The sequence below is a fragment of the Niallia sp. CD-39 genome, from assembly GCF_059874745.1.
The window spans coordinates 244,274-261,153 of sequence record NZ_JCBCPS010000002.1 but is presented as its reverse complement, the minus strand read 5'-3'; the positions used below and the strand labels follow the sequence as shown (position 1 = coordinate 261,153).

The 16,880-nt window shown below is 39.3% G+C and carries 17 protein-coding genes; 3 read left to right on the top strand and 14 right to left on the bottom strand.

Going from position 1 to position 16,880, the window contains the following annotated elements; all coding sequences use genetic code 11:
- Position 1 precedes the first annotated feature (1 nt).
- The 14 genes from nikB to AC6F34_RS07535 all read right to left on the bottom strand — a co-directional run bounded on the left by nikB (position 2) and on the right by AC6F34_RS07535 (position 14,547).
- Entirely contained in the window at positions 2-943 is a 942-nt protein-coding gene (gene nikB / locus AC6F34_RS07600; protein WP_500770655.1) for a nickel ABC transporter permease, read from the bottom strand.
- A 511-nt stretch (positions 944-1,454) separates the two neighbouring features.
- The gene (locus tag AC6F34_RS07595; RefSeq protein ID WP_500770653.1) at positions 1,455-1,898 is read right to left on the bottom strand and encodes an Lrp/AsnC family transcriptional regulator; all 444 of its coding nucleotides are present in this window, start codon (positions 1,896-1,898) and stop codon (positions 1,455-1,457) included.
- A 306-nt stretch (positions 1,899-2,204) separates the two neighbouring features.
- Positions 2,205-3,224: a ThiF family adenylyltransferase gene (locus tag AC6F34_RS07590; RefSeq protein WP_500770971.1), complete on the bottom strand. Its 1,020-nt coding sequence runs from the start codon at positions 3,222-3,224 to the stop codon at positions 2,205-2,207.
- An 11-nt stretch (positions 3,225-3,235) separates the two neighbouring features.
- Positions 3,236-3,469 carry a molybdopterin converting factor subunit 1 gene (moaD, locus tag AC6F34_RS07585; RefSeq protein ID WP_500770651.1) on the bottom strand — a complete coding sequence of 78 codons (234 nt, stop codon included), beginning with the start codon at positions 3,467-3,469 and terminating at the stop codon, positions 3,236-3,238.
- The gene (locus AC6F34_RS07580; RefSeq protein ID WP_500770649.1) at positions 3,462-3,926 is read right to left on the bottom strand and encodes a molybdenum cofactor biosynthesis protein MoaE; all 465 of its coding nucleotides are present in this window, start codon (positions 3,924-3,926) and stop codon (positions 3,462-3,464) included. Before AC6F34_RS07580 ends, moaD begins: the two co-directional genes overlap by 8 nt.
- On the bottom strand, positions 3,916-5,865 hold the full coding sequence (locus AC6F34_RS07575) for a molybdopterin biosynthesis protein (RefSeq protein ID WP_500770647.1): 1,950 nt from the start codon (positions 5,863-5,865) through the stop codon (positions 3,916-3,918). The genes AC6F34_RS07580 and AC6F34_RS07575 overlap by 11 nt, the downstream gene beginning before the upstream one ends.
- A 12-nt stretch (positions 5,866-5,877) precedes the next feature.
- Positions 5,878-7,107, bottom strand: coding sequence for a molybdopterin molybdotransferase MoeA (locus AC6F34_RS07570; RefSeq protein WP_500770645.1), 1,230 nt, complete (start codon positions 7,105-7,107; stop codon positions 5,878-5,880).
- 3 nt (positions 7,108-7,110) lie between these two features.
- Positions 7,111-7,734, bottom strand: coding sequence for a molybdenum cofactor guanylyltransferase (gene mobA, locus AC6F34_RS07565; protein ID WP_500770643.1), 624 nt, complete (start codon positions 7,732-7,734; stop codon positions 7,111-7,113).
- A 21-nt stretch (positions 7,735-7,755) separates the two neighbouring features.
- Positions 7,756-8,559, bottom strand: a complete 804-nt coding sequence (locus AC6F34_RS07560; RefSeq protein ID WP_500770641.1) for a formate dehydrogenase accessory protein FdhE — start codon at positions 8,557-8,559, stop codon at positions 7,756-7,758.
- Positions 8,560-8,635: 76 nt separating this feature from the next.
- Complete coding sequence (locus AC6F34_RS07555) at positions 8,636-9,328, bottom strand: formate dehydrogenase subunit gamma (RefSeq protein ID WP_500770639.1); 693 nt, start codon at positions 9,326-9,328, stop codon at positions 8,636-8,638.
- Entirely contained in the window at positions 9,315-10,136 is an 822-nt protein-coding gene (locus AC6F34_RS07550; RefSeq protein WP_500770637.1) for a 4Fe-4S dicluster domain-containing protein, read from the bottom strand. The genes AC6F34_RS07555 and AC6F34_RS07550 overlap by 14 nt, the downstream gene beginning before the upstream one ends.
- Positions 10,137-10,139: 3 nt before the next feature.
- Complete coding sequence (gene fdnG, locus AC6F34_RS07545; protein ID WP_500770969.1) at positions 10,140-13,118, bottom strand: formate dehydrogenase-N subunit alpha; 2,979 nt, start codon at positions 13,116-13,118, stop codon at positions 10,140-10,142.
- 79 nt (positions 13,119-13,197) lie between these two features.
- Complete coding sequence (gene fdhD, locus AC6F34_RS07540) at positions 13,198-13,962, bottom strand: formate dehydrogenase accessory sulfurtransferase FdhD (protein ID WP_500770635.1); 765 nt, start codon at positions 13,960-13,962, stop codon at positions 13,198-13,200.
- A gap of 375 nt (positions 13,963-14,337) precedes the next feature.
- The gene (locus tag AC6F34_RS07535; protein WP_500770633.1) at positions 14,338-14,547 is read right to left on the bottom strand and encodes a hypothetical protein; all 210 of its coding nucleotides are present in this window, start codon (positions 14,545-14,547) and stop codon (positions 14,338-14,340) included.
- Positions 14,548-14,724: 177 nt separating this feature from the next.
- On the opposite strand from AC6F34_RS07535, the gene pdxK reads away from it, so the two are divergent.
- The 3 genes from pdxK to bshB2 all read left to right on the top strand — a co-directional run bounded on the left by pdxK (position 14,725) and on the right by bshB2 (position 16,709).
- Complete coding sequence (pdxK, locus tag AC6F34_RS07530; protein ID WP_500770631.1) at positions 14,725-15,540, top strand: pyridoxine/pyridoxal/pyridoxamine kinase; 816 nt, start codon at positions 14,725-14,727, stop codon at positions 15,538-15,540.
- Between the two features lie 140 nt (positions 15,541-15,680).
- A complete protein-coding gene (locus AC6F34_RS07525; RefSeq protein WP_500770629.1) occupies positions 15,681-16,028 on the top strand; it encodes a YojF family protein in 348 nt (115 codons plus the stop codon).
- A 12-nt stretch (positions 16,029-16,040) separates the two neighbouring features.
- Complete coding sequence (bshB2, locus tag AC6F34_RS07520) at positions 16,041-16,709, top strand: bacillithiol biosynthesis deacetylase BshB2 (protein ID WP_500770627.1); 669 nt, start codon at positions 16,041-16,043, stop codon at positions 16,707-16,709.
- Positions 16,710-16,880 lie beyond the last annotated feature (171 nt).

The window sequence follows — 16,880 nt, the reverse complement described above, 5'->3', positions numbered from 1 at the left end:
TTTATTGATATTTAATTCGCGGATCTACATAGGTGTAGACAATATCTACAATCAAGTTTACAAATACAAATAATGTAGCAACTAATAGTACAGATCCTTGTACCATCGGGAAATCACGTGCAGCAATTGCATCAATCATTAATCGACCAACACCATTTATTGCAAATACTTTTTCCGTAATAATGGTCCCTCCAAGAAGTGTTCCAAAGTTTAAGCCAATGACCGTTAATACTGGAATCATTGCGTTCTTCAACGTGTGAATCCATACTACATGGGTTTCTTTAACCCCTTTAGCCCTCGCTGTTCGAACATAATCCGCCCTAACGACCTCTAACATCGAAGACCTGGTCATTCTCGCAATCATTGCTGCAGCCCCGGTACCGAGTGTGATGGCCGGCAGCACGAGCTCCCTCATCCCTTCAAAGGTATACCAAGGATTAGTGAGCCCACTTACAGGAAACCATTGAAGATTTACTGCAAATACAAGAATGAGCAATGCCCCTAGCCAAAAGTTCGGAATTGAAATTCCCGCTAATGCAAAAGTCGTAGAGGCAGTATCTAGCCAACTATTATGGCGTAATGCAGATATTAATCCTGTCGCAATTCCAATAACAATGGCAACAATCATACTCGCAATCGCAAGCTTCAACGTGTTCGGGAATCGTATGGCGATTGCCTCAGCTACTGGCTGCCTGGTTTGATAAGAATATCCAAAGTCACCTTGAACGACTCCTGCTAAATAACTCCCATACTGCTTTAGAAATGGCTCATTCAACCCTAAATTTTCTCTTATTGCTTCTAGATCTGACTCTGAGGCTGTTGGTCCACCAATCATAGAGGCTGGATCGCCTGGAGCAATATACATTGATGAAAATACAAGAAACGATATTCCGAGCAAAAGGATAATTAGTTGGAAGAATCTCCGAACAATCATAGATAGCATCTCTATACCCCCTTTTCATTTGTTAATCATTTTTTCGTTTTTGATTACTTTTTGATTAAAATATTTAAAACCGATTATAAATCAATAATTTTCAAAAATCTAGACAAAATTCATCATTTTTAAACTATTTTTTAATTTCTAATTTCATTTAGTAATTTAACACGATAAAATAGACACATATTGTAATTATTATGTTCATTTTTGGAAAATACCTCGTGACTATACTTACTCGGATTTAAAAACTTAACGGTTACAGGAGTAATCATGTAGCGGGGATTTAGTAAATTCAAAAGAGTAAGACTTAAATTGTCTATATATTTTACTCAGGATAATTAGATTAGACTGTCTTGAAGATACTTGCCAGACGCAGTGCACCGCCTTAGTGAAGCCTACTAATTTCATAGGCGAATTTCCTTGCCAAACAACTACGTATACAGGCGTTTGGCATCAGTCTAAAATCATTTCTTAAAAAACAAAAAACCTCTTAACGGGTTGTTAAGAGGAATACTTTTCATAGCTTTAAGCCTATTCTACTTTTAAATCGGCGCAATAATATATTGCTTTCAACCCTTGTTATTCCATCTAATGCATACAATTCTTCGTTTATAAATCGTTCTAGCGCTTGAAAATTATCGACTAGAACATGGGTATGGAGGGTTGAAGGTCCGGTCATTTGGTAGCAACTTGCTACACTTGGGTTTTCGGCCAGTGCTTCTGCCACTTTCACTAAAGAACTCGGTTCACAATCGATTTCAAAAAAAGCGGAAACATCTTTTCCTACTTTTCCACTATTAATTGTTACAGTAAATCGTTCGATTACCCCATCTTCTACCATCCGATTTACTCGTTCTCGAACCGCTACTCTTGATAGGCCGAGTTGTTTTCCTATCTCAACATAAGAAAGCCGACCATTATCAATAAGTAAATCGAGAATTTCACGATCAATTTTATCCATTTAGACAATCCTTTCTATTTCCCAATTGATTGTATTATAAGTAAAACTACGACAAAATGAAATATTTTTATTTTCAGAAATTATAATGTCTTATCATTCTGTTAAAATCGATGAAACGACGTTTTTTTATTTTTAGATATCTTTTACTGAAGGTCGATTTCTAAGCTAGCGTTTTTCCACTCTAGTCTAAATGATTCATGGATAAGAGAAACTTAGAAAAGATAACGCATCATCGAGAATTATCTAAACATTCTAGTAAAGTCAAAAACAAATAGCCCAGGCACAATGTCTTCCTGGGCTTCTCCCTTATCCTACTACTTGGTGATATATATTTTTTGCTTGTAGAGCATCTTTTGTACCATGTATCAGCGCTCGGCCATCTTGAAACAATACGATTCTAGTAGTTTGCTTTTCGATTGAGAGCAAATACGGATTTCCCTTTACTTCATAGCCACTTTCGATTAATCTTTTCGCCATATCTTCAAGGTTTAACGGTTGCATATGAGGGGGGCGAATTTGGACAGTATCTCTTCCACATAAAATCGCTGTTTTTGTCACTTGATCCTGTTGCAAAAATGGGTAGGTAGGAGCATGTCCGCATGTTAAGCAATTCGGGTCCTTTGCCTTTGAAACTTTAATATTCGAAAACTGATTTCTCCACAAGTCAAAGCTGGTCAGTGTATGGCGTAATGCATCCCAGTCTTCTGATAGAATTTTTAAGGCTTCGCCTGTTTGAAACGCTATAACCATTTGAACAGTAGGAGCAATAACCCCTCCTGTATCACAGGTTAACCCTTGAATTGGTATTTTTTTTAGCAAACAATGAATACACGGAGTCTTCCCCGGAACCATCGTAAAAGTCATTCCAAAGCTTCCAACAAGTGCACCAAAAACCCAAGGGATACCATACTTGTTTGCGACATCATTCATTTGCATTCGTATTTCAAAATTATCGGTACCATCGATGAATAAGTTGGCATGCGGAGCCAATTGTTCTAATAGTTGAGGCGAAGCGTCAGCAACAATCGCTTCGATCTCAACTTCTGAATTAATCTTCATTAATCGATTTTTAGCTGCAATTGCTTTTGGCAGCTTTTCTGAAACATCACTCTCTGTATACAATTGCTGGCGCTGTAGATTGCTTTCATCGACATAATCACGATCAATGATTGTAATCCTTCCAACCCCAGCTCTTGTCAGTATTTCAGCATTGCCAGAACCTAACGCACCTGCCCCTATAATGACCACATGCTTCTCACGTATTCTTTGCTGCCCCGCTTTTCCGATCGGTGAAAATAATTCCTGTCGTGAATATCTCATTTCTATTTCCTCCTAGATTAGCCGCCGCTTACTGGTGGAATAAATGCAACGATGTCATTTAGTTGAATGATTGTGTCATCATCCGCGAATTCCTCGTTTATAGCAACCATAGCTTGATCCAGCCTTGAAATATTATATTGTTTTGCAATCCGTTCTTTTACTTCTAGGACAGAAAGGGCTGTTACATCCATCGTTAGTGATTCACTGCCAACTTCATCCTGTAAATGTGCAAAAAATAATAGTTTATTCATTTAAATCACGCTCCTCCGGCCTTCCTTTGGGATAACTTTTTGTTTCAAGCTGATTGCCGATCCATTCACTTCCATCCTCCCAATGCTCCTTTTTCCAAATAGGGACGATTTCTTTAATCCTTTCAATCGCATAACGATTTGCCTCATACGCATCATTTCGATGAGGAGTCGACACAGCAATGACCACTGCAACATCGGTGATGTCTAAATGTCCCACTCGATGTGTGATCGCTACTTCTGCTCCACTCCATCTCTCTTTTATTTCATTCCCGATTTGCGTTAGCTTCTTAACAGCCATTGGCTCATATGCCTCATAAACTAGGAATAACGTCTTTTTACCATGTGTCAACTCACGAACTGTTCCAATAAAGGTTGTGACTGCTCCCGCTTCACGTTGAATGACTTTATTGATGACTGTTTGAATATCTATCGGTATATGAGAAATTTCATAGTTCATTTTTGTACTTCCCTTCATCCCGTTTCCCTATAAAAAGGGGTTCAATGCAATCCGCTAGTGAATAACCAGCAATTTTTTCTACTACTTTCTTAAACTCAGCTGAGAGAATTGTTTCAATAAGAATCTGCCCTTGGTTGCTCTCAAAAAATGATCTTGTCATGATCAAATCATATTGCTCTTCTGCAATTGGAGAAAAACCTAACCCTAGCGCTCTTGCGGCAGGTGAAATACCTAAGCCAACATTATTGTCCGAAGTCTTCACCTCTGCAGCAACACTCAAGTGATCATACATCTCTCGACCATAACCGATTATTTCATCTGAGTGTATACCATTCTCCTTTAACAGTAAATCAAATAAGATCCTTGTGCCAGCTCCTTTTTGACGATTCACAAAATGGACCTTTTGCTTGACGATATCAAGAATCGTCTCAATTTTATAAGGATTGCCGTTAGGTAAAATCCACCCTTGTTGCCGCTTTAAAAAAGGAAGGAGGACAATCTCTTGATCTTGTAAGAATCGTTCAATATAGGTAAGGTTATATGTTTTTGTTTCTGGGTCGAGTAAATGGATACCTGCTATATGGGCTTCACCCTTTTTGATCGCCATAATCCCACCCATGCTACCCGTATGAGAAGACTGGATCGACATTCGATCATCTGCCTTTCTCACATGAGATGCTAAATAATCGATCATTAAATCATGACTGCCATTAAACACAATCGAGTTCTTAATTTGGGCTGGCTCTTTATACAATTCAATCGTAGCATATTCCCCTTGTTCATACCCGAGCCTCTCAGGCGGGATTACGAGTAATCCATCTGCTCGAACTAAAGACATTGTTACACCTGCGGCACGAGATAACGGATTTGCGATATATTCTCCATTGATGTATCCAATATTCATGCGAATGAAGTCTTCCGCTCCCATTGTTCCTACAACTCTTCTTCCAATTTTCACTTGAAGTGTAGTCCTTTTTGGAGACGATACATGCAAATAAGCGCAAATGAGTTCACATACAAACCATTCTAAAGTCAAATAGGCCGAAACAGGATATCCTGGTATACCGACAACGATCGTGCCATTTACTTTTGCTAGAATGACTGGTTTCCCTGGTCTTGTCGCAATCCCATGTGTATACACTTTTCCTAATTCTCTTAAAATATGAACGGTATAATCTTTTGAACCTGCAGATGATCCAGCATTGATAACAACAACATCAGCCGTTTCAGTTGCTTGTAATATCGCCGTCTTTATTGTAGTAGGTTCATCACGAATAACTGGGGATAACCTTGCTTCGCCTCCCCATTCTCTAACATAATGGGCAAATACACTGCCATTGAATTCTATTAATTGACCAGCTTCTGCATCTTCTGATGGTGAAATTAATTCATTCCCAGTTGGGAGAATTGAAACAACAGGCTTTTTCATAACTGGAATCTTTAACGTTCTAGAGGCCAGTAACGCTCCTACATCTACCGGGCGAATTTTATGCCCTTGTGGAAAAAGCATTTCTTCTTGTACAATATCTTCACCAATTGGACGAATATGTTGCCATGGGACAGCTGGCTCAATAATTTCAACTGTATGAGAGTCGATGATTTCAACATTTTCAATCATAATAACTGCATTATATGGAGAAGGAAGTTCATGACCCGTATCAACAAATACAAAACTCTCATTTAACGTTAAGGTCAAAGGGTGCTGCTCATGGGCAACAAATGTATTTTCCGCAATTACAGCAATCCCATCCATTGCAGATGCATGATAATGAGGCATCGACTTTTTTGACAAAATTGGAGAAGCCGTTACTCTTCCAATTGCTTCATTGCTATCTATCCACTCAACTTTACGTATAGGATTAAATTGCCCTAGTACCTCTTGCAAAGCTTCTTTTCTCGGCTTATCAGAAAGGTAAATCGTCCTTTCGTATTTGGTCATGCCTACACCTTCTTATTTGAATAATTGTACTTCGATTAGTTCCCCTTTGCGAATTCCTTCCAATCGCTCGTTAACCTCAACAATACCATCACTTTTAACCATCGTAGAGATCAAGCCTGATTTCCCGAAAATCGGTTCAGCTAAAAGCTCTTCCCCATTTTTCACAAGCTGTACCCTTACATAATCTGTCCGTCCAGGTGCTGAAGGAATATTTCTTGTTGCGATCGCACTAACCTTTATCCCAATCTCATCTGTTTGGTGCATTAATCGTTGAATAACCGCTTTACCAAATCGTTGAAAGATCACCATCGCTGAGGCTGGATGTCCAGGTAATCCCATCACAGGTCTTCCTTCAGCTGATGCCAAAATTGTCGGCTTTCCAGGTTTCACTGCAATTCCATGAACAAAGACTCCTGGCTTTCCTAATGCATCAATAGCTACTTTAGAGTAGTCCTTCGAGCCAACTGAACTACCACCAGAAATAATGAGAAAATCGCATTTCTCAATCATTTGCTTCATAACAGAAAAAAGATGTTCTTCATTATCTTCTACAATTCCACCATATTCAAAGTCGCAACCCCAGTCTTTCACCATCGCTGCAATGGTCATCCCATTCATATCACGAACTTGACCAGTAGTAAGATGTTCTGTGTCTACAGACACAATTTCATCTCCAGTCGACAAATAACCAACCTTAGGCTTTTTAAATACTGAAACATGAAGGATTCCTTGTGAAAGGATTGCACCAATTTCTTGCGGACGTAGAACAACCCCTTTTTGAAGCAAACTCTCTCCTTCTCTTAAATCCTCACCACATGAAATGACATTCTCACTGGGGTGTACTTGTCTAAATACATTTAATAGTCCACCGATTGCCTCACAATGCTCTATCATAATTACTGCGTCCGTACCCGCAGGAATCATTCCTCCAGTTGGTACGTACATCGCTTCCCCAGCATGCACTGCACTAGTCGGCTCTTTTCCCATTTCCACTTCACCTACTAGATTTAAGAAAGCTGGCATGTTCTCAGATGCTCCAAATGTATCACTCGCCTTACATGCATAACCATCAACAGATGAACGTGAAAAGGCTGGTACATTCTCTCGTACAATTAAATCATCAGCCAGTACATAACCGCCTGCATCCAACGTTGATCTCGTTTCGACTATATTTATTGGATGTAGCTTTTCATCGATCAGCTTTAGCGTTTCATTTACCGATTTCACTTGAAAAAATTCCATAGTTTATCGCGACCTTTTTATTTTGTTATCCATTCCAATTGTAGCTCTTGCCTGCGCTTCGTCGTACTCAGTCGGGTAGTTCATATTAAAAAGGTGATAACGTTGTTTTTCTAGATCAATTGAGTTGATTTCTTCCTGTTGCAGAATTCTCGTATAGCTAGGGTCTAAAATTGTCTTGATTGCTAATGTATTAGCTCTCAAGGCTTGATCAGCTTCCACATGTAACGAACGATGGTAAGCAGCAAAGAGTGGATGCAATTGATGCTCCACCTTTGGAACGACAGCTCGGTACGATCCCAGATGCTCTAATAATAGTTTTCCAAGTTCCGCGGAAACAAAAGGCATATCACAGGCAACGACCAAATTATTATCGGTTTTCGTTGCACTTAGTCCTGCATGAATTCCAGCTAATGGACCGAGCCCTTTCCACTTGTCCTCGAACATTGGAAGTTGTAAATATTCGTATTGTGCAAAATCATTTGTAACAATCAATTGCTCATCCGTCACTTTTGTTAGCTCATCGACGATACGTTCAATTACACTTGTTCCATTGATTTGTAAAAGGGCCTTATTTTTACCCATTCTTGATGATCTTCCACCTGCTAATATGATTCCAGTTGCCTTCAATGTCCTCACCTTTTCAAACAGTTAATGAACGTCCTTGTATACGATTGAGCCAAAGCCTCTTTCTTGTGCAATGTAATCTAAATGAATGGTCTTTACATCCATCACTGTTGTTGAATGTTTGTCCGTTAACTTGCGAGTATCAATTACCTTTGTGTATCCTTTGCACTCATTACACGCATGTATTTCAGCTGATTCGTCGCCTTCAACCTTTAATACTACTAGTTTATCATGCTGATCTGTCCCACAATGAGCACAACTGACCTTTTTCACATTCCAGTTATGAAAACATCTAGGGCAAGCCATTTCTTTTTTTCCCTTTTTCCCAACAATCGCCACTCTACTTGGTTCACCGCAGGATGGGCAACATGTATGATCTTGAACTTCTTTTAAAAAAGGTGCAATTTCAGTTGTTGCTTTTTGTAAAAAAGGACGAATTGCTTGTTCAGCAAGAAAGGCTGGTAACCATTCTGGAAGGCTATTTTCTTGGGCGTATTGGGCAAAGTAAGCGAGGTTTGCAGTTAGAGCATGCATAAACCAATTTTCGCATTCATCTGCTGTTACTATTTCTTTTGCATCAATAGTTGCCTCACTTAGTTGTGGAAACTTGGAACCAACCATTTCTAAAAGCTCATGAACATGCTTGTGATACATTGAAACGTCAATTGTCCACTCAACTTGTTGAAGGATCGGAGCAGTTGTCATAGTATCTAAAGGGCGAATAACAGAAAGATTCCCTAAAGAATCGACCCACTGTTGATTTTTTCCGGCTAATTCTATTTGTAAATTCTCATAATGACTGTCGATTACATTCGTTTTCGTTCTCATTAAAGTCGCCTCGCTTCCTCTGGTTATAAGCGGGAAGAGCTACCCGATTTTGCTCAGGTAGCATCCTCCCTATTAGTTATTGTGCTTTCTTATTTCCCTTTTTCTTTTCCTTTTCTTCTTCGTCTTTCAGTTCATCATACCAGCGCCCATGATGATCCTTCGCATAATCCTCCGGTACATCTCCTTTTGTCATACCATGCATAGATGCTCTTGAGCCAGGATGACCAACAGACAAGTAAATATGACCAATCACTACAGCTGCCGCTAATCCAAAACCGATATTATGAATTGGATATGACCACATTACAATTGTTTGTGGGAAAAGATGTGGCATCCACATCACGATTCCTGAAAAAATCAGCATCGTTGCAGTTAAAATCGTTAAGATTGAGTTGATCTTTTCTCCTGCGTTATAGAAGTCCTGCTTCGGAATCTTAGCATGCCCACCAAAAAACTCTTTCGGAAATTCTTTAAAAAATAGGAAGTCATGCTTTTTCCAAGAAACGATTTGCTTCATCCAATGCAAGAAACTTTTTGGATCTACAAGCAGTACGTAGAATACTGGCAGGATAAAACATACTCCAGCTATTCTATGAATTAGTCTCGCATTCTCTGGTCCACCAAAGACAACGAAAAGCCAGTTAAAGAAATCTGTATACAGCGGTAAACCTGATATATAAAGAACTAAGAATGCTGCTGCATTTAACCAGTGCGCAAAGATAACATGTTTCGAAAAGCGTTTGACCATTTTTTTATTATTGTTCGCCATGGTCTTCTCCTCCTGAATGCGCATGATCTTTGTTTCTAGCGTTAGAAATTGCTGCTCCGATAACAGCCATTGTTGTTACACCAAGCATTGCTTTTCCAATTGGCTGTGCGTAGTCTTTCCATACGATTTGAGATAACGGGACTTTTGGATTGTTTGGCAAACCGTATACTTCTGGTTTATCAGCCAATAAATAAACTGTATTTACACCACTAATACCTTGTGGATTATAGATATTCGCATTTGGGAAACGGTTTTTCATAAGTGCTAAGCGCTCTTCCGCTTCTCTTAGAACCGCATCCTTCTCATCATAAATTAAGCAATCGGTATGACAAGCCACAACACAAGCTGGTTTTAAACCACTATCTAGACGATCCGTACATAACGTACATTTTTGAGCTTTTCTATATTCTTTGCCTCGTTCATCTTGATAAGTGGCAAGCTGAATGACATCGAATTGACAGTTTTGTACGCAATAGCCACAACCAACGCACTTCTCAGGATCGATAACAACTGAATTATGCTTTGTATAGCTAATGGCACTTTCTGGGCATGCCTTTTCACAAGAAGCTTCGTTGCAATGTAAGCAAGACATATGACGGAACAACCATTCAAAATTCCCACTCGATGTTTCTTGTTCATTAAAGGTAATCACGTTCCACGTATTAGCAGTTAGTTTTTCATGAGATTGATAACTTCCTTGAAATTCTTCAGGTTCAGCCGGTAGATCATTCCAGTTTTTACACGCTACCATGCATGCTCGGCATCCATCACATTTAGTTACATCAACAAATTTTATATAATCCGTCATTCTCTAAGCCCTCCTTACATCACAGAGGAATGCTTTATACTCTGGAATTGTTGTATTTGCATCTCCAATATGAGGAGTCAAGCGATTCGCAGTAGCACCTGTTGCAATTCCTTTATAGCCAAAATGCCATGGCATTCCGATATGATGATATTGTTTGCCATGAATGGTGTATGGCTTAAATCGTTTTGTCACCATTGCATATGCTTCTACCTCTCCACGAGCAGAAGAAACAATAACCTTCTCTTTATTAGAGATTCCTTTTTCCCTTGCTAGCTCCTCACTAATTTCGATGAACATATGTGGAACTAATTCTGCTAGCCAAGGTACATTACGAGTCATTGCACCTGATTGCCAATGCTCTGACAATCGATAGGTCGTTGCAATAATCGGAAAGTCTGTTACATCCCCTTTTCGATTCATGTCTTCTTCTCCGAACTTAACAGCTGGGTTCAATTGAACATTTGAGAAAACATTCATTACAGGGTGATCATATGGCTCATAGTGCTCTGGGAACGGCCCTTCATTTAACCCTGAGCTAAAGAGCATTCCTTTTCCGCCTGCAACCATGATGAACGGATCACTAAATGTAGGGTCATCTGGCCCTTTAGTCGGAACAAAGTCTGGAACATCGAATCCTAGCCATTTTCCTTCAAGTGCATTCCATTCAATTCCTATACGGTCCTTACTCCATGCTTTCCCATTCTGATCAGAACTTGCACGGTTATAAAGAATACGGCGGTTTGCTGGCCATGCATACGACCAATTTAAGAAGTTGCTCATACCCTCATCTGTGTTGTCACGACGTTTCGATAGGTTATCGTTTTCCGGATAGAATCCGGTATAAATCCAGTTTCCACTACATGTTGAGCCATCGTCTTGTAGATCTCCAAAAATCTTGACTTGCTGTTTTGTGTCCATATAATAGCCATTAATCTCTCTACAAACGAGATCAATATCTGGATGATCAGACTCCCCGTATTCCCAGAAGAGTGATTGCATTGGCAAATCTTGTGGCTTAGAACTATTTTTATATAAATCTTTTAATTTCCGAGCGAGCATATGAGTAATCTCTAAATCTGCTCTTGACTCACCTTTAGGGTCGATTGCTTGCCAGCGATATTGCATCCAACGCCCTGAGTTCGTAACAGAGCCTTCTTTTTCAAAAGAACTACATGCCGGTAAGAAAATAACTTCTGTTTGAATGGAAGATGGATCTTGACCTGCTTCCTTTTGCCAGAAGCTTGCTGTTTCGGTTTCAAAAAGATCAACTGCTACCATCCATTTTAAGTTGCTTAACGACTCAATCTCTCTTCCAGCATTTGGTCCACCTACAGCTGGGTTTGTTCCAAACATGATCAATCCTTCAATTTCCTTACGATACATCGCGTCGAAAATACGCATATGAGAATAGTCTTTTCCATTTGTAAGCTTCGGCATATAGTGATAGCCAAATTCATTGCTCTTTGTCGCTTGATCACCATAGTAGGCTTTTAATAGACTTGTATAAAATTTAGGCTTATTCACCCAATAACCAGAGGCAGGTGTGATTCTTTCTAGAAATCCGTTATAAGTGGAATCTCCTTCTGAATCATTCGGCACTTCCATATAACCTGTCACATTCTGATACAGCAATCCAAAGTCTGTCGATCCTTGTACATTGGACTCACCACGAAGGGCGTTTACTCCCCCACCAGAAATCCCTATATTCCCTAGTAATAATTGTAGGATTGCATAAGATCGAATATTTTGTGTTCCAACAGTATGCTGTGTTCCACCCATTGCATACAATAAGGAACCTGCTTTGCCTACTTCAGATGTACTTGCGAATAGCTTACAAATTTCTAAATAAGTTTCCTTATCAGTACCCGTTGTATTTACAACCGTATCTACATCGTAGCGAGCATAATGTTTTTTCATTAGCTGGAAAACAGAATTAGGATCAGATAAAGTTGGGTCCTTCATAATGTTTCCTTCATCATCTAGCTTAAATGCCCACTTGCTTCTATCATAGTTGCGTGTGGATTCATCATATCCACTAAAAATTCCATCTGTAAATGAGTACCCGTCATCAACAATATAGGAAGCATTTGTATATGCGTCTACATATTCCTTATGGAACAAATTGTTCTCTAGAAGATAGTTAATCATTCCACCAATAAAGGCAATGTCAGTACCTGAACGCAATTGTCCATATACATCTGCCATTTGCGATGTTCGCGTGTAGCGAGGATCTACTGAAATGATCTTTGCTCCATTTAATTTTGCTTTAGTAATCCATTTAAAACTGATTGGATGATTCTCAGCAGGGTTTGCACCAATAATCAAAAACACATTGGCAAACTGCATATCATTCCAATGATTCGTCATTGCTCCACGACCAAATGTAGGTGCCAGACCGGCAACCGTTGAACTATGTCATATCCTGGCCTGGTGTTCAATATAGGTAAGCCCAAGACCTGCTCTAAATAACTTAGAAAGCAAATAGGTTTCTTCATTATCTAGCGCTGCTCCACCCATATATGCGATCGCTTCTGTTTTGTTAACAACCTTGCCTTTTTCTTTGTGTACAAATGTAGAGTCACGTGTTTCCTTAATATTTTGTGCAACTTTGTCTAACGCAAAGTCCCAATCTACCTCTTCCCATTTATCACTTCCTGGTGCACGATACAATGGCTGTGTCATCCGCTTTTCTGAAGTGTAAACTTGACGTAGTGTCGTACCCTTACTACATAATGAGCCTTCATTGATTGGATGGTCTGGATCACCTTCTGTATATACAACATCCTCACCATCTGAGTAAACCAAAATCCCGCAACCAACCGAACAGTATGGACAAATTGTCGGTGTTGGTTTAAGCTCAGCAATCTTCAATTTACCAGCTTCTGCCTTTGCTTTCTTAGCATCAAAACCCAATTCTACAACAGCTAAAGTCGCAGCAACAGCTCCCGAAATCTTCAAGAATTGCCTTCTCGTTACATTCATTTCCATTATTGTCCCCCCTCTTGTAAGCATGAATTCCAATCAAACTGTAATAAGCCTGATAATCTATATAAAAATCCAATTAATTTGGATGAATCCCCACTATCCGGTCTTGAAGATCATTCTTGACACGGTCAAATGAAGTGTATGAAACCGCCATCTTCCCTCTTAGATAACCGACCAATTCAATGTTTAAATACTTCGCTAACTGCACCGCCTGCTTCGTTGCAGCTGTCCTTGATCCGATAATTGGAAAGCCATACTTGGCAGCTTTTGATAACATCTCATATGAAACTCTTCCAGTTGTTAGCAAAATAAGCGATTGCGGATCCAGCTGTTCTCGAAGCGCGAATCCAATGATTTTATCCACTGCATTATGCCTTCCAATGTCCTCCCTAACAGTTACTGCTCCGTTCTTATGAACAATGCAAGCAGCGTGCATTCCACCTGTTTCCATATATAATGGAGTTTGCTTTGCAAATTCCGACCGTTTTTTTAGTAGATAACTAAGCGGATAACTTGCTTCACTTTCTACTTTTGAAAACGCTTTAATATCAGTCATCGAAAAAAAAGTAACGCCTCGTCCACATCCAGCAGTATAATGTTTTGTCTTTGAGAAAAGCTTTTCTCCATCAAATGGAGTCATAAGTTTCACTTGAAGGATGTTCCTGTCATCATCAACAACAATAGAATGAATATCTTTATTCGAATCTATGAGTCCTTCAGAAAACAAATAGCCATAAGCCCAATCTTCTAAATCTTGATTGGTCATTTGAAAGACTGCGATTTCATAACCATCGATAATCAAAGTAATCGGAAACTCTTCTGGACTTCCCTTTTGATTCACAGATTTCCCCCCTTGTTCTCCATTTGTGTCTATATGTATATGGTACACGGTCATTTTTCAGGCAAATGTAACTTTTATCACTTTTCTATAGTAAAAATTGCTTTAATTACATTTATTCAAAAAGTTGTCACAAACAGCTATGTCCACCCTCAACCTCAATCAAGGTTATTCACATTTCCGCCATAATTCAGGATGATTTGGCATTTTCAAATGCCTATCCATCATAAAAGATTAAGTAAATATACCCATTTGCTCATAATGATCAAAGGAAAGTATAACTTCTGATCTATCAAAAAAGCCCTAAAGAGATTGCTAACTCTTTAAGGCAACAAACAACGATCTTGGCTCAACTAGACTTTTCATAAGATAATTTCTTTATTTTCGTATAGCTGGTACATGGACAAAAGGCATAATCGGCGCAACCATATGAGGTGTTGTAAATCCACCTAAATGACCAGTATAGGAAGTATAAGCTGATTGGTCACTGATCCCCGTTCCATGGGTATGAATATGACTTCCATGCAACGGAACCCAATATCCTTGTGGCTGATATGTTAGCGGGTAATACGGATAAATTCGATGCATCCTGATAGCCTCCTTGCTTGTAAATTTTTCTTTTTAGTATATGATGATTTACTTGGAATGCTTGAAATTCTTGTAAGAAATTATGTTTATACTTCCACCATAGTTGAGATATTGTTATACTAATAAGTAAAAATCCTTATATAAAGAGGACTTTATATTCCTAGGAGGATCTGTCAGATGACGATGAAAAAAGTATTAACAATTGCTGGTTCAGATACAAGTGGTGGAGCAGGTATTCAAGCAGATTTAAAAACATTTCAAGAATTAGGGGTTTATGGAATGACCGCTTTAACAACGGTTGTTACGATGGATCCTAAAAATGGTTGGCATCATAATGTGTTTCCAATTGCACACAGCACTTTAGAAACACAATTAGAAACCATTCTTTCCGTTGGTGTGGATGCAATGAAAACAGGTATGCTTGGTTCAGTGGAAATTATTGAACTTGCTGCAAAGACGGCGAAGGAAAACCCAATTGAGCATATTGTCATCGATCCTGTAATGGTATGTAAGGGAGAGGATGAGGTGTTGCATCCTGAAACGGCTGATGCTCTAAGAGAGGTACTTGTTCCAATCGCAACAGTTGTTACGCCTAACCTTTTTGAAGCATCACAACTAGCAAAAACTCCAGCAATTAAAACAGTAGAAGAAATGAAAGAAGCGGCTGTAAAAATTCACGCTTTAGGACCAAAGTTTGTACTTATTAAAGGCGGCAGCAAGCTTAAGCATGAAAAAGCAATCGACCTTTTATATGATGGTTCAGAGTTTACAATCTTTGAAAGCGAAAGAATTGAGACAACTTACACTCATGGAGCTGGCTGCACATACTCTTCAGCCATTACGGCAGAGCTAGCCAAAGGCGCATCTGTTCTTGAAGCTGTGACGACTGCGAAGGCATTCATTACTGCTGCGATAAGCAAAGGATTCAGATTAAACGAATATGTTGGTCCTACGATGCATGGTGCTTACAGACTTGAGCAAAATAATAAATAGTGAACAATGTTAAACAGCAGGGGCATAAGCCACTGCTGTTTTCTATTTTAGCATGTAATACGTTAGGCATGAATTTAGCTTTTCATCACTGTTTTTAGTAATATATATGTATGGATTTTCGAGATTCGAGGAGGATGGCCATGAAGCCTGTAATAATTGAAGAAGTACAGAAAGAAATTAACAGCCTTGCTCATAAAGACGTTTACATACATTTAGAGACTACTAACGGTGCCTACGCATCTCACTTTGATGAAACCTTTTTTTCTTCTGGGGCATATCTACGAAACGCAGAACTTTCTTATGAACATGGTAAAATTACCGGAAAAGGACCTTTCCGAGTAGGCATAAAAACAAAGATCGGCTGGATTTACGCAGAAGGCATTACCCATTTTGAAAAAGATGATCGTAATCGCTTGTTACTAGCTGGACATGATTTCAATGGAAAGCTGGCTGTCTCACTACAAATTAGTGAAACGCCATTCGAATAGGGGGAACAACTAATGGAACACGAAAAACATGTACTTGTGATTTTCCCACATCCAGACGATGAAGCATTTGGCGTATCCGGCACCATTGCACAACATGTTCAAAATGGGACGCCTGTTACTTACGCTTGCTTAACTTTAGGTGAAATGGGCAGAAACATGGGCAACCCACCTTTTGCAAACCGGGAAACGTTGCCTCTTATTCGTAAAAAAGAACTTCAAGATGCTGCTGATGTCATGGGGATTCAAGATTTACGTATGCTCGGCTACCGAGACAAAACGATCGAGTTTGAAGATGAAGAAACGCTTGCCAATCATATGAAGGAGATTATCGAAGAGGTACAGCCCTCTCTGATCATCACTTTCTACCCAGGATATGCTGTACATCCTGACCATGATGCTACAGGTGCTGCTGTACTTTCTGCCGTTTCACAATTAGTGCCAGCGAAACGACCAAAAGTACACTGTGTTGCCTTTGCAAACAATTGTGAAGAAGAAATCGGTCAAGCTGACGTCATACACGACGTAAGTGCGACTGCACATATTAAAATCGCAGCCATAAAAGCACATAAATCTCAAACTCAACTCATGGCGCAGGAAATGGAAGAAAGCTTAAAAAACCAAGACCCTCAAGTCATGGCGAGAATCAACAACGAACGCTTTTGGACATATACTTTTGAATAATTTTTGAAACCGAAGAATCCACCTCTGATTATGAGGTGGATTCTGAAATTATTGGGCTCTTTCCGACAACTTTTAAGGTTTTTCCGATAACTTCGAGCGCTTTCCGACAACTATTTAGGGTTTCCGATAACTTCGAGCTCTTTCCGACAACTTTTTAGGGTTTCCCAACAA

Bases quoted from the DNA above. Each gene is read 5' to 3' on its own strand.
- nikB (WP_500770655.1), bottom strand. From the start codon at position 943: ATGCTATCTATGATTGTTCGGAGATTCTTCCAACTAATTATCCTTTTG.
- AC6F34_RS07595 (WP_500770653.1), bottom strand. From the start codon at position 1,898: ATGGATAAAATTGATCGTGAAATTCTCGATTTACTTATTGATAATGGT.
- moaD (WP_500770651.1), bottom strand. From the start codon at position 3,469: ATGAATAAACTATTATTTTTTGCACATTTACAGGATGAAGTTGGCAGT.
- AC6F34_RS07580 (WP_500770649.1), bottom strand. From the start codon at position 3,926: ATGAACTATGAAATTTCTCATATACCGATAGATATTCAAACAGTCATC.
- AC6F34_RS07575 (WP_500770647.1), bottom strand. From the start codon at position 5,865: ATGACCAAATACGAAAGGACGATTTACCTTTCTGATAAGCCGAGAAAA.
- AC6F34_RS07570 (WP_500770645.1), bottom strand. From the start codon at position 7,107: ATGGAATTTTTTCAAGTGAAATCGGTAAATGAAACGCTAAAGCTGATC.
- AC6F34_RS07560 (WP_500770641.1), bottom strand. From the start codon at position 8,559: ATGAGAACGAAAACGAATGTAATCGACAGTCATTATGAGAATTTACAA.
- AC6F34_RS07555 (WP_500770639.1), bottom strand. From the start codon at position 9,328: ATGGCGAACAATAATAAAAAAATGGTCAAACGCTTTTCGAAACATGTT.
- AC6F34_RS07550 (WP_500770637.1), bottom strand. From the start codon at position 10,136: ATGACGGATTATATAAAATTTGTTGATGTAACTAAATGTGATGGATGC.
- AC6F34_RS07535 (WP_500770633.1), bottom strand. From the start codon at position 14,547: ATGCATCGAATTTATCCGTATTACCCGCTAACATATCAGCCACAAGGA.
- pdxK (WP_500770631.1), top strand. From the start codon at position 14,725: ATGACGATGAAAAAAGTATTAACAATTGCTGGTTCAGATACAAGTGGT.
- AC6F34_RS07525 (WP_500770629.1), top strand. From the start codon at position 15,681: ATGAAGCCTGTAATAATTGAAGAAGTACAGAAAGAAATTAACAGCCTT.
- bshB2 (WP_500770627.1), top strand. From the start codon at position 16,041: ATGGAACACGAAAAACATGTACTTGTGATTTTCCCACATCCAGACGAT.